Genomic DNA, 13,016 nt, shown 5'->3' on the forward strand with positions numbered 1-13,016 from the left:
CCATCCTCCCACACCTCCCACACCTCCCACACCTCCCACACCTCCCACACCTCCCACACTTCCTAGAAAGCCCCATTCCCAATGCCCCATTACCAAACAAAGTCAGTATCCAGTTGAGCGTTTTATACACTTTTATTTTTACGGATGCCCATGTCTGATGTTAGAAAAATCAGAATTTTGATTGTTTATGAGCGTTCGGGAATGGGTCATGAAGTGATGGCTAATATTCTCGCCAATGAGATTTTACAGAATTCTCAGTTTGAAATTCTCAGGTACACCATCACTGAATTACTTCAAGACCCGTTGAGCGAACTATTAACAAAAACTTGGGTTAGGGCGTGGAATTTTTTAATTAATCGTAACTGGATTAATGTAGCAGATGTACTAATTAATTATCTGATGCGGTTTATTTTGTTGCCCATTGGTGAGGTTAGCTCAGTTGCAGCTATGCACCAAACTTTAGACGAAATTGCACCGGATATTGTTATTTGTACTGCCGATACTGCTGCTAAATCCTTGGGGAGTTGGGCTAAAGAAAAGCAAATTCCTTTTTTGATTGTGATTACAGATTTGGCTGTTTTTATAGATTTAGTTTGTCCCAATGCTATCCATATCTGTTATTTTCATGAAACTGTAAATGCTGTACAAAGTTTTCCATTCACCCTTACTTATTGGGCTGATGAATTAAATCGTCATAGTAAGTTTTCACAGCAAATTCGGTTTATAGGTAAATATCTTTATGATTTTGTGATTTGGTACCCACAAAATCGCATCTATCGGAATATAGATAGAGATTATCAATCTAAAAATCAGGCTCGTTGTGAGGTAATCGGCCCGTTGCGTGAAGCCAAACATTTTGCAATTAAAGAACAAAATAAACTGCGCGATCGCTTGCAATTATCTCCCACAGATTCCTGTATTCTTATCATCAGTGGCAGTTTTGGCGGCAATTTTTGTACAAAATATCTGAAATATTTACAAAGCTTATTTTTAGATTCTTTATTTATAATTGTGGCTTGTGGGCGAGATGAAAAACTGCGGATTCAAGTTGAGCAGATAGCTAAACAAAATCTAAATGGTAAAGTGCGATCGCTTGGTTTTGTAGATAATCTTCATGAGTGGATGTCTGCTGTAGATATTATTCTCGCCCGCCCTTCAGCAGGTGTTTTATTAGAATCAATGTTAGCTCGCACTCCATTGTTACTTACTAAAAAAGCTGCGGCGAACGACCGGGGAACCATTAGCTTTGTGGAAAAATATCAATTGGGTGAGTGCTTTACAAATCGCCAAGATTTGCAGTTAAAAATCAAGCGTTTATTGGACGAGAAAGAACAATACCAAAATCGCATTGAGGCTTTACTGAAAAAGTATCCATCTACCTTTGAAGAACAAAGCGCAAACTTCTACAATATATTATTGCGATCGCTGGAAAATTAAGTAATATTATTTTAGGGGTTTAAACAGAAGATTTTCTATCAAGAATACCTTGTAAAATATCAGGAACTTCAAACACAGCTTGGTTTTTAATTGCTGCCACATTCGCTTGATAGCGCAGCAAATTTTCTGGTTGTAAGAGTTCTTCTACAGCCGGAACAATATTGCGGAAACTATTAATTACCATACCGACTTGTTTTTCTAATATCCACTGTGCATTGTATTTTTCAGTCATGAGTGTTGAAGAATTGCCTTCGACAATCACAGGCAAATTCATCACCATAGCTTCACTAATACTCATAGGCCCTGGTTTGCCGATAAAAAAATCAGCCAAACTCAAAAAATATGGCACTTCATCGGTAAAACCTTGCACGTATTGGCGTAACTTCGTTGGACGTTTTTGTAATGCTTGTGCGAGTTTTTGATTAGAACCACAGAGAAAAATTAACTGTATTTTATCGCTGATACAATCTAAATACTTGGCAATATCCAGCATTGTTGCAGAACCTTTAGCCCCAAACAAAACGATTCCCGTTAATCGGTTTTTTTCTAATCCTAAACGCTGTCTTTCAACAAAGCGATCGCCAGATATCGGTTGATAGAAACGGGGATGTACAATCATTCCTGAAGTTTGCACAATGTATTCTTCTGAAATACCCAAAGAACGCGCTTGGTTAGTGGCGCGATCGGTTCCACAAATCAAGTGACTTTGAGTCTTTGGTTCTACCCAAAAATGTGGAGGAATATCGGCAAAATCAGTCATGATTGTTACCATTGGTGTGTGCGGTTTCACTCGTTGCAGACTCTCCCAAATTGGTAAGTTGTAGAGAGGAATTAAAGAAATCACTAAATCCGGGGGAGGTTGCTTTTGCCAATGTTGTTCGCCCAATTTTACCCCAATGGGATGCAACAAACGAATAAAGAATTTATCAAAAAACATCATGATTGGATGTAGCCATGTCCAATCTGCACCAATCATTTCGTTATAAAGTTCGTTACCATCAGAACCGAACAGCTTTTTATAGGGATCTATCGGTTCTGATAATTCGCCGATATCTGTAACAGTGATTTCCCAAGGTCGTTTTTGTTGAATGGCGATCGCACTTAAAGCTTTGAGGGTGGCGTAGTGACCTCCACCAGCGTTGAGTGTAAAAATATGCAACGAAAAAATTTTATCATCAGTCATAAGTTATTCAGACGCTCACGGACACGGTAAATCGCTACTTTATCCGCCAGTCGTACATAATACCCAACTGAATCCTGACGACTGACTTTTGAATTCTGTTTTGATAAATCTTCAGGCGAAGCTGATATTATTCAGCAACACCAAAAATTCTGAGACGTTGCAATACAAAGTCTCTACATTTGCATACATACCACAATTGTGCAACACTTTCGTGATTTACATCTGTTGCTTGATTTTGGAGAATTACTATAATCTCAAAAATCAAACCGAATTATTATATAATTTTTAAATTCTAATTAACGAGATTAAACCTTTAGCATTCTTTTTGAGCCTATGCACTGTTGCTCTATGCCAAATTATTGGGATAGTAAGTGTTGTTTGAAATTCTGGAAATAGCTTTCTAGTCAAGATTTTTAATCCAAACTTCACAATCTCAAATCCCAAATTGGTATGAGGCAACAAAATACTTACGCAAAAGGTCTATTCATTTGTTACATTCCAACTTTATTTCATTGGCAATGATGAAGCAATGGTTTGCCGATAACATTTTCCTTAAGAAAATTATTAAAAATGCTAGTTGGCTGCTAGGAGGTAGAGTCATGACTGGACTCACTAGCCTAGTGTATTTAAGTGTGGTTACTCGTCACCTTGGCGTTACGGGTTTTGGTACGCTGGTTCTCATCCAAACTTATATTCAGATAATTATAGATTTAACTACCTTTCAATCTTCTCAAGCCGTGATTCGTTACGGGACTATTTGTCTTGAGCAAAACGATAAAGTAGCTTTGCAACAGTTGTTAAAGTTTACTACCTTGTTGGATTTACTGGGAGTGCTGATTGGTTTGGCCATCGCAGTTGTAATTGCTCCCTATATTGGTTTTTATCTGGGATGGGATGGAAGCTTAATTACTCAAGTTCAGTGGTGTAGTTTGATTATTCTTTTTACCAGCACAGCAACACCCAGAGGCTTATTACAACTTTGCGATCGCTTTGATTTATTAGCTTTACAAATTAGCATTCCTACCTTCATTTCCATGTTATCAGCCCTCGTTGCTGTTACCGTGAATGCTCCCTTATGGGGATATCTTCTAGGCTGGTTCATTGCACAGGGATTTGGAGGTTTAGTGCTGTTTGTAATTGGCTGGAAAGAAGCCAAGAAACGAGGAATGCTGAGGAATATCAATTGGTTTGGTATTGAGTTGAGTCAACGCCATCGCGGCTTGTTGGAGTTTTGCATCGTCTCCAACTTTGATTCTTCCCTACCAACAATGATGAGACAAGCTAGCCCTTTAGCGGTGGGAATTTTCGCCACTCCCGCAGCCGCAGGATTGTTTCAAGTAGGTTATGAATTATCTACTCCCCTCAAGGATCTAGCTTTTATTTTGAATCAATCTGTATATCCAGAACTAGCTAGGTTAGATGTCCAACAAAAGTCGCGTTCATTTGTGACTTTGCTACTCAAATCAAGCGCCATCGCCACAGCTATCGGCATACTAATCTTGCTTGTCATCGTTTGCCTGGGTAAAATTTTCCTCAAATATTTCTTTGGTGATGAATTTATTTCTGCCTATGGTATCCTATTGCTCTTGGTGACAGCAGAAGTCTTCACAATGGCGAATTCCGCTTTAGAACCTGCCTTTTATGCAATTGGCAAACCCAGTTTTCCTTTGAGAATCAACGCGATGGCAATTTTGGGAGTTTATTTCCCATTGTTGTTGATTTTAACTAAATCCTTTGGCATCACCGGTACAGGAATTGCCACCTTATCTTCCACAGCTTTAATCTTTATTTTCAGTAGCGTACTAATTTCGCGCCAACTGCGTCAAAAATTACGAACATACACCAGAATTGAGAAATCACAAGTCAGAGTTGGCAAGTAAATAGGGAAAAGGGGAAGGGGAAAGGGGGAAAGGTTTCAAATACATCCTTTACCCTTTTCCCAACCACAAGGAAAGTTCATACTGCTTATCCGAACGAGATTGGATCACCACCAACGAACTTGTAAATATCCACGCTTGTCTGGTTGCAACTGGCTCTCGGTTTGCCAATTTACAAGTTGATAGGTTCCAAAAATTCGATCCCACCAGTCAACACCAATACCAAAGTTATGATTCCATTGCTGGTATTCGTGATGAACATGATGAACTGGCATAGCTAACCAGAAACATAGTTTGGGGTTATCGTGTTGGAGTTGATGGGCGTAAGCTGCAAATACGGCATAACTTAAACATCCGATTACCCAAGCAATTTGAATGTACAAGTTTGCCCCAATTCGGTCAAGAACTAAAATTGTCAACAACAGTATTGGCAAACCACCAAGGACATAATCTCGAAGTTCTTTCACCACACCTTGTCCGGTTCCGTCTGTATGGTGATCGACATGAAATTGGCAAGTTTTCGGAAATATATGCATCAAGCGATGACTCCAGTACTCACCGAAACTGGCGATCGCAAAGCCGGCTATCAAGGCAGTTACTATTTGTATAATATCAATCAACATATTTTTGACAAAATTTTGTTTATCTACAGGACTTACGCACAAGTAATGAAATAACGAACCGCAAAGGACGCAAAGGACACAAAGAAATAAGAGTTTTAGAGAGTTTTTGCGTAAGTCCTATTTCTCATTTGGGACTGCCATAGGAATGGATTATTATTATTTTGCTCTGCGCTTTATCATAAGATTTTTGTGACAGTGTTATCCTCTTCGTTTAAATCTCTCATAGATGTTCTCATCCATCGCGCCGAAAAACAACCAAGCGATGGAGCTTTCACTTTTCTCAAAGACGGAGAAATTGAGTCTGGTTTCCTCACCTATCAAGACTTAGATTTACAAGCTCGTGCCATCGCTGTTAGTCTGGAATCTGTCACTTCAATTGGCGATGCCTGCGGCGGGCACAGCCAACGCATTTTTTTAGTTTATCCTTTCAAAGCTTGTCTGGAGTTTGTTGCAGCTTTATTTGGTTGCTTTTATGCAGGGGCGATCGCCATACCCACAAGACCCCCTCAAAATGCTGAAGAATGGGCGGATTTCGCCTTTCGCGTCAAAGAATGTCAAGTAAATTTTGCTCTCACTACTAGCGAACTCACAAATAAGTTACAAAATTCATGGTCAGAATGGTTGACTAAATCACCAAATTATGTATTAGAAACTAAAAATTTATCTTGGATAGCCAGCGATGGAATTTCCTTGAATCAGGCTTGTAAATGGCAGAAACGAGAAATTGATGGCGATGCCATCGCTTATTTTCAATACACCTCTGGTTCCACGGGTATTCCCAAAGCAGTCACAATAACCCACAGGAATGTGTTGGAAAACTGCGGCAATTTTCAACGGAAATTTCCTGATTTTGAATTTCGGGCAGTGAATTGGCTGCCTTTAACTCATGATATGGGTTTGGTTGCTGCCATTATGCAAACCCTTTATTCTGGAGGCCATGCTGCTTTAATGACGCCAGTAGCAGTGTTTCAAAACCCCAGCCGTTGGCTCAAGGCAATTTCAACCTACAAAGCAACCATCACCGGCGGCCCTAATTTTATGTACGATCTCTGCATCCATAGAGTGAAACCAGAACAAATAGCAGATTTGGATTTGAGTAGTTGGCAAATCGCTGGCAATGGCGCAGAACCTATAAGACCTGAAACTCTAGAAAAATTTACAGCTTTATTTGCACCCTATGGCTTTCGAGAAGAGGTATTTTATCCTTCCTATGGAATGGCGGAAGCAACTTTGTGGATTTCTGGAGGTGTTTTTCAAAGGTCATCAGCCATTCAGTTTGTGGATGAGCAAGCTTTGTCAGAAAATCGAGTTGTGATGGTAGAACAGGGGCAAACGAGAGCGCGAATGGTGGTGAGTTGCGGTCATCCGTGGCCCGGAAACCGCGCGGTCATAGTCAATCCCCAGACTTTAACTCCTTGTCCCCCTGATGGTGTCGGTGAAATTTGGGTGCAAGGACTGGGGCTGAGTCGTAGTTATTGGCATCGACCCCAAGAAACCGAGAAAACATTCCAAGCTTATTTGTCAGATAGTGGTGACGGCCCCTTTTTAAGAACCGGTGATTTAGGTTTCATACACAATGACCAATTGTTTATTACTGGTCGTTTCAAAGACATCATGATTTTTTGGGGGCGCAATTTTTATCCTCAATTGTTAGAACAAACTTCAGAAAACAGCCATCCAGCATTATCAGACAATGCTAGCGCCGCTTTTTCTGTAAATGTGGAAGGAGAAGAAAGACTAGTAATTGTCCAAGAAATCCATCGTCACGCCCTGCGAACATTGGATGCCAAGCAGATTGCAGAGATAATTGGTGCTATTCGCCAAACCATGTTGATGCAGCATTTAGTAGAAGTTTATGCGATCGCTCTGTTAAAACCCGGTGCTGTACCCAAAACCTTTAGCGGCAAAGTCCAACGCCGTCGCTGTCGAGACAAGTTTTTAGCAGGCACACTACCCTTTATTGAACAATGGTTCTGCCCTGCCTCAGAACGATTAGATCCCACCGATTTGAGTAGTTTGCCAGGAATCGAAGACACTTGATACTTTGTGTGACTTATCAGCTGACGCGAAGACACGGGACACGGAGACGCGGGGACACGGAGACGCGGGGACATGGAGACGCGGGGACACGGAGACGCGGGGACACGGAGACGCGGGGACATGGAGACGCGGGGACACGGAGACGCGGGGACACGGGGAGGCAAAGAAAGTTTAATCATAAGTAATATCATGTCCAATACGGTTCGGATAAGCAGTATGAACTTCCCTTGTGGTCTGGGAAAAGGTTAAGGGGTAAGGGGTAAAGGATGTATTTGAAACCTTTCCCCTTTCCCCTTTCCCCTTTCCCCTTTTCCCTTTCCCCTTTCGGGGACGTGTGAGGAGAATTTGTATGGCTAAGCTGAGATTGAGGTTTTAAGTTGACCAAAACGGCGATCGCGTTTTTGGTAACTCAACAAAGCCTGATGAAATGCTTGTGTGTCAAAATCTGGCCAAAGAGTCTCAGTAAAATACATTTCTGTATAGGCCATTTGCCACAAAAGAAAATTACTCAATCGCATTTCACCACTGGTACGAATCAGCAAATCTGGTTCTGGAGTATCTGCGGTGTAGAGGTGTTTTTCTATCAAGTTTTCATTTACTTGTTCTGCGCTAAGTTCCCCTGTTTCCACTAATTGAGCTACTTGACGACAGACTTTTGTAATTTCGTTGCGGCTACCGTAGTTCACTGCAACAGTAAAGTGTATTGCTTGGTTATTTAAGGTTTCTGTCATTGAACGTTCCATTTCCCTTTGTAGAGATTTGGCTAGAACTGATAAATCTCCAATAAATGAAATTCGCACGCCTTCTTGATGCATCTGTGCTAATTCTCGGCGCAGTAATCGCTCAAACAAAAGCATCAGAAAATCTACTTCTTCAACGGGACGTTGCCAGTTTTCGGTAGAAAAAGCGTAGGCGGTTAGTGCTTTGATTCCCCAATGTTTGCAACAACGTAATAATTCTTTGAGGGTTTTGGCTCCTTGGCGATGTCCGGCGATGCGAGGTAATCCTCGTTGAGTTGCCCAACGGCCGTTACCATCCATGATGACGGCGATATGTTGGGGTAGGTGTTGCGGGTTTAAATCGGCGGGTAATGTGGTCATTTTTTATACGATTAAATTTGAGATTTTGGATTGGAAATTGCTTTGATGTGTGTGGCTTGGTGGGTTATTCGTCTAAAACTAATGACTAATTTCAAATAAAGTTTGTAGGTATTTTGATGTCAGGGTTTTGTTCCAAGTCCACAAGCGATGCATTGTATAAGTGGAGGTAAACAGGAGGGTGGTTTTGTTGGTTAATGACCAAGCCTTCCAATTCAGGGTAGCCATCATCCGGCGAAGAGTACGGATGAGGTTGTTGCGCTGATAGTTTTGAGAGCGAGTTTTGATTAGGGTGCGTGTAATTCGGATTAACCCCGTATCTGGAAAAGCCCAGACTCCAAAACCCCAGAATTTAGTCATGTGGTTGATTTCATCTTGTGCTAGTTCTGCTAGTACTTCGTGGAGTGCGCCTGTGGTGTGAGCCATTAGCCAAAGGTAAAGGCAGGTTGCACCATATTCTGTAGCAATGCGGTGTAAGCCGTGGCGATATAAATCTTCGTTAGGGTCATCTGTGGGGAGATAGCCGCGGACTGTACGATGTTTAGGGGTAATTTTCTCGCCTGTTAGTTGGCTATAGACTTTGATTAATGCAGGTGTGTGCTGACGTTCTTCTTTTTCCCATAAACCAAGTTCTGTCAGATTGTTATCTTCACCGACTGTTCCACCAACAAAGCAAGCCATGTGAGGATGCAATTTTTCTAAATATTGGCGACTGGTTTGGGTATAGCCGCGAATGGGTGCTTCTGTATCCATTGCACCAATCAAGATTGATAAAAAAACCTCTGGTTCTATACCGATAATTTGATTGCGGTTGATTGCTTGCCAGTCGATGACTTTCCAAGGACGCGGTTGGGGATTTTGAAATTGTATCGGTAAATCTTGCAAACGTTCGTGTAGTTTTTCGGCTGCAACATATCTATCTACAAGGAAACGGATGCGATGTTGTATTGTCAAAAAATCACAACTGGGATGGTTTTGAACTGCTAAGTCTTCTGCAAGTGGGCTGGGAGTGTGAAGCATAATTTTTATACTTGACATTTTATCTCTTCGCCCAATAGCCTAAGCGATCGCACTTTGTTTTGTCAGTCGGCTTAAGTCGGCTGTTTTATCTGATGCTGTTGCAAAAGTCGGGGAAAAAGTTGGTTTTGATTGTTAATTGTTGACTGGTCAATACGATTCGGATAAGCAGTATGAACTTCCCTTGTGGTGTGGGAAAAGGTTAAGGGGTAAGGGGATTTGGATGTATTTAAAACCTTTCCCCTTTCCCCTTTCCCCAAACCCTATTGGGTGACTGGGGAGTTATTGTTGTCCTCTGCCCCCGAATGAAGTTTTAGAATGCCCAGTGGTATTACTCCCCATCGCCTGTTTAGGTTGATTAGTCAATCAATTTTATTTATCAATTTAAGAAAAAAAATATTTTCTCCTATCATTCAACCAGCGTACATTCACCATTGGACTAAATCGTTTGTTGAATCCCGAAAACGATTCTCAGTCAGAAGTACAGCCCCAATTGTCTAGTTCTTTTTCCTTGATTAGTTTTCTATCTCCCCAAGCTTGCAGTGTGGCGGCTATTACCATCGCCAACGGTAGTGATAACATCAGTATCTATATGCCCTTGTTTGCTAATAGTACCCCCTCTAGTTTGCTGGCGATCGTTGCAATCTTCTTGCTGTTAGTGGGCGTTTGGTGCTATGTAACCTACAAGCTGACTTGCCAGCCTGCAATTTCTCAGCTGTTAACTCGTTATGGCAACGGTTTTGTTCCTTTCGTTTTAATAGGCTTGGGTGTGTTTATTATCTTAGACAGTGCCTCCCTAACTCCAATTGCCTTGATAGTTAGCTGCTTGTGTTTAACTGGGCTTGTCAAACTGTATGCAATGAATGGACAGCTGGCAACATCCTCAAGCATTGAAATTCGCGGGTAATCATGGCTGAATATTTGTGAGACTGTTTGCTAACAAAGCTAAAAACCCATTCAAATAAATAGTCTCATTTAGGAAAATTTTCAATACTGAAAATCTTTTGTAAACCTCAAAAGGACAATCCAAGTGAAACTTTTCAAAACTGCTCTCGTCGCTTTAGTACTTTTAGTTAATTTAATAATTGCCCAACCTTCGTGGGCTGATAGACCGGACTTAACTACTACTCCCGACTATATCGAAGTAAATCAAGTAATTAATAATGTATTGCAGCTGAAAAATACACCAGAACAATCTCAATATACACCAGAACAAATTGAGCAAGAATTAGGTGAATTGAAGCTACAAAAGTACATTTTAGAAACAGCATCAAGCTGGGCACAATGCCGCAATGAAACTGGCAAAACTCTAGCGATTTACGCCCACAAACCTAAAAAAGTTGCCCAAGGAAATACCCTGTATTTCTTAGGAAATGGTCAAATTACAGAAAATGAATGGGATTGTGATGGCGTTTACCTACCGATTGGAACTAAGGTAGCTGGTATAGCTGCGGATGGCCAAGCATTGACAGAACCTTTGGCTATTAAAATTGTAGATGGAACTCAGTTAATAGCTAAAACTAATCCACAAACCGGTACTATTGAATTTAACGTTAATCCTGCAAGAGTATTCAAAGCCGGTGAATCTAACTGGTCAATTCCCAATTTATCCCAAGCTGATATTGATGCAGCAATTCCCAATGCACCCATTGAAGATTAATATCATTTCATATCATGTCCGGTTGAAGACTTATCATTAGGACTGACACGGAGACGCGGGGACGCGGAGAATTTTTTTGACAAGTGATTAGGCGGACATGATATCACTTGAAAATTGATACAAAATATACAGCAGTTAGCAAGGGAGCAAGGGAGAAAAAAGCTTAACTGAACTGTATTACCTTAAAAAGGGGGCTTTAGAAGTTGCCCCCTTTTTCAGCTTGCAGAAGTCGGGAAAAGGGCAAAGGGAAAGGGGGAAAGGTTTGGTATTTTGCCTTTCCCCAGACCACAAGAGTGCAAAAAGCAATTGATTACAAGAGGTCTATTGTAAGGGCCGACGACCGTTGGCCCCTACCCATCTACCTCATTTACCTAAAAAACGTGTAATTATTGGAGATGTCTAATGACTAATGACTAATCACAATTAAACTTGAATTGGCATTCCTCGATCTTCATTTTTTGGCTGCGAACTCAATTGATCTAGAATTTCTAAAACTTCTTGTTCAAAGGCGACTTGAGCGCGATTAGTTTTACCACCTACATATAAGCGATCGCCTTTTTGTAATGCCCAAACTTGTGAGTGGGAAAAGTAACTCATCACCACACCCAACATTAATAAAGCAAATCCTGAATAAACAATTGGTATACCTGGATCGGCTTTAATTTGTAAACCTGTGCTACCAATTACCTCTATTATTTTCAAGTTCACACCATTGACTTCGGCGGACATCCCAGCGCGGATAGTATTAACTAGTTTGCCAGTGGCATCATAAATTAATACCATTCCTTGCAAATCTTTGGCTAGCACCGAGACACCTTGACTCAAATCTGGTTTAGTCGGAATCCAGGTTCCCCAAATTGCACCTTGGCCGTTGGTATTCAACTTGACCATCGGTAGCTGGAAAACTGGACTTTTATTAAATTGGACGCGAACAGCTGCAATTCCCCAGTCAGTTTGGTAGAAGGTAACGCCATGATAGCGCAGAGGTTGGTTAACAAAAATCTTTTTGTGGTCAACTTCTTGTCCTTGATTATTTAAAACAGATAAATCTGAATAAAATTGATCTATTCCTCCAGTGGGAGTGTAATCAATCCAAAAACGATTTACTCGCACAGACCAATCTTTTGGTACTTGACTTGCTGCCAAAGGCCCAGCATCTATAATATTTTTTACCTCAAATGTATCGCCACTAGCAACCATTTCCTGGGCAAGAAAACCGGTCATTGCCCCCCAAATTCCTCCCAGCAAAATAGTGACGATGCCAATATGAACTATAATTGGCCCAATACGTCCGACTATTCCTTTACGGGCATATAAAACATTTTCTTTTTCTATTTCTGAAAAAATTTTATAACGGCGTTTCTGTAAAATTTGATTGAGAAAATTCAAAGAACCAGTATCTAATTCTGCACTTAAAGCTAGTTTTTTAAATTCCCGTGGTTCTTCATAATATTTCCAGCGTTGGGCTGCTTTTAAAGCTGGTAACTGACGAGTAAAAGAACAAGCAGTTAAGCTAGTGCCAAATAAAATGAGTAATGCTAAAAACCACCAAGTACGATATACATGGTCTAAGCCAACTACTTGAATTACTTTCCAACTTAAGAAACCAAACAATGCTGGATGTTCTGGATAGTTAGCTTGGTAAAATGCTGGAGACTGACCTTGCTCAATTACAGTACCTGTAGCGCTAAAAATGGCAATCAATAGTAATAGTGCGATCGCCAGTCGTAAATCTGTCAGTACAGGCAAAAACTCCCGGCGTAAATACCGCCCAACCACAGCCCACCAACTGATTTTTTTGGAAGTCGAATCTTCTAATGTCATTACTCACATGTGTTAATCGGTGTACAATTATCTGAATTTAGGAATCAGAATTCAGAATTCAGAATTCAGAATTCAGAATTAACAAAAATATAATAATTCAGTACTTGGGAGGAAAAATCACAAATTAGAAAGAATTTAGTATCATTTGTAGATTAATTCATCAAATTTTATTCTAATTTATAAAGTCATCTGACTCCTGAATTCTGACTCCTGAATTCTGACTCCTGAGTTCTGACTCCTGAATTCTGACTCCTGAGT

General features: G+C 40.7%; 10 protein-coding genes. 5 read left to right on the forward strand and 5 right to left on the reverse strand.

The window, feature by feature from the left end:
* The first annotated feature begins 150 nt into the window (after positions 1–150).
* On the forward strand, positions 151–1,437 hold the full coding sequence (locus tag GNE10_RS01815) for a hypothetical protein (RefSeq protein WP_185563397.1): 1,287 nt from the start codon (positions 151–153) through the stop codon (positions 1,435–1,437).
* 19 nt (positions 1,438–1,456) lie between these two features.
* Here GNE10_RS01815 and GNE10_RS01820 read toward each other — a convergent pair whose 3' ends face one another.
* A complete protein-coding gene (locus GNE10_RS01820; RefSeq protein ID WP_185563398.1) occupies positions 1,457–2,620 on the reverse strand; it encodes a glycosyltransferase in 1,164 nt (387 codons plus the stop codon).
* Positions 2,621–3,141: 521 nt separating this feature from the next.
* On the opposite strand from GNE10_RS01820, the gene GNE10_RS01825 reads away from it, so the two are divergent.
* Positions 3,142–4,500 (forward strand): lipopolysaccharide biosynthesis protein, encoded by a 1,359-nt coding sequence (locus GNE10_RS01825; RefSeq protein ID WP_185563441.1) that lies wholly within the window; start codon positions 3,142–3,144, stop codon positions 4,498–4,500.
* Between the two features lie 104 nt (positions 4,501–4,604).
* On the opposite strand, the gene GNE10_RS01830 is transcribed toward GNE10_RS01825, so the two are convergent.
* The gene (locus GNE10_RS01830) at positions 4,605–5,120 is read right to left on the reverse strand and encodes a sterol desaturase family protein (protein ID WP_185563399.1); all 516 of its coding nucleotides are present in this window, start codon (positions 5,118–5,120) and stop codon (positions 4,605–4,607) included.
* Positions 5,121–5,309: 189 nt separating this feature from the next.
* On the opposite strand from GNE10_RS01830, the gene GNE10_RS01835 reads away from it, so the two are divergent.
* Positions 5,310–7,160 (forward strand): fatty acyl-AMP ligase, encoded by a 1,851-nt coding sequence (locus GNE10_RS01835; RefSeq protein WP_311774781.1) that lies wholly within the window; start codon positions 5,310–5,312, stop codon positions 7,158–7,160.
* A gap of 353 nt (positions 7,161–7,513) precedes the next feature.
* Here GNE10_RS01835 and GNE10_RS01840 read toward each other — a convergent pair whose 3' ends face one another.
* Positions 7,514–8,260: an isoprenyl transferase gene (locus GNE10_RS01840; protein WP_185563400.1), complete on the reverse strand. Its 747-nt coding sequence runs from the start codon at positions 8,258–8,260 to the stop codon at positions 7,514–7,516.
* Between the two features lie 78 nt (positions 8,261–8,338).
* On the reverse strand, positions 8,339–9,277 hold the full coding sequence (locus GNE10_RS01845; RefSeq protein WP_185563443.1) for a ferritin-like domain-containing protein: 939 nt from the start codon (positions 9,275–9,277) through the stop codon (positions 8,339–8,341).
* Between the two features lie 445 nt (positions 9,278–9,722).
* Between GNE10_RS01845 and GNE10_RS01850 the strand changes: the two genes are divergently transcribed.
* Both GNE10_RS01850 and GNE10_RS01855 read left to right on the forward strand, forming a co-directional pair.
* Positions 9,723–10,181 carry a cadmium resistance transporter gene (locus GNE10_RS01850; protein ID WP_221642703.1) on the forward strand — a complete coding sequence of 153 codons (459 nt, stop codon included), beginning with the start codon at positions 9,723–9,725 and terminating at the stop codon, positions 10,179–10,181.
* Between the two features lie 123 nt (positions 10,182–10,304).
* Positions 10,305–10,934: a hypothetical protein gene (locus tag GNE10_RS01855; protein ID WP_185563401.1), complete on the forward strand. Its 630-nt coding sequence runs from the start codon at positions 10,305–10,307 to the stop codon at positions 10,932–10,934.
* A 423-nt stretch (positions 10,935–11,357) separates the two neighbouring features.
* Here the strand turns inward: GNE10_RS01855 and GNE10_RS01860 are convergent, their stop codons facing one another.
* Positions 11,358–12,758, reverse strand: coding sequence for a cytochrome c biogenesis protein (locus tag GNE10_RS01860; protein ID WP_185563402.1), 1,401 nt, complete (start codon positions 12,756–12,758; stop codon positions 11,358–11,360).
* Between the last annotated feature and the right edge of the window lie 258 nt (positions 12,759–13,016).

The organism is Nostoc sp. 2RC (assembly GCF_014222165.1).
Classification (GTDB): Bacteria; Cyanobacteriota; Cyanobacteriia; order Cyanobacteriales; family Nostocaceae; genus Nostoc; species Nostoc linckia.

Excerpts from the sequence above, each read along its gene's own strand:
- GNE10_RS01815 (WP_185563397.1), top strand. The coding sequence starts at position 151 with ATGTCTGATGTTAGAAAAATCAGAATTTTGATTGTTTATGAGCGTTCG.
- GNE10_RS01820 (WP_185563398.1), bottom strand. The coding sequence starts at position 2,620 with ATGACTGATGATAAAATTTTTTCGTTGCATATTTTTACACTCAACGCT.
- GNE10_RS01825 (WP_185563441.1), top strand. The coding sequence starts at position 3,142 with ATGAAGCAATGGTTTGCCGATAACATTTTCCTTAAGAAAATTATTAAA.
- GNE10_RS01830 (WP_185563399.1), bottom strand. The coding sequence starts at position 5,120 with ATGTTGATTGATATTATACAAATAGTAACTGCCTTGATAGCCGGCTTT.
- GNE10_RS01840 (WP_185563400.1), bottom strand. The coding sequence starts at position 8,260 with ATGACCACATTACCCGCCGATTTAAACCCGCAACACCTACCCCAACAT.
- GNE10_RS01845 (WP_185563443.1), bottom strand. The coding sequence starts at position 9,277 with ATGCTTCACACTCCCAGCCCACTTGCAGAAGACTTAGCAGTTCAAAAC.
- GNE10_RS01860 (WP_185563402.1), bottom strand. The coding sequence starts at position 12,758 with ATGACATTAGAAGATTCGACTTCCAAAAAAATCAGTTGGTGGGCTGTG.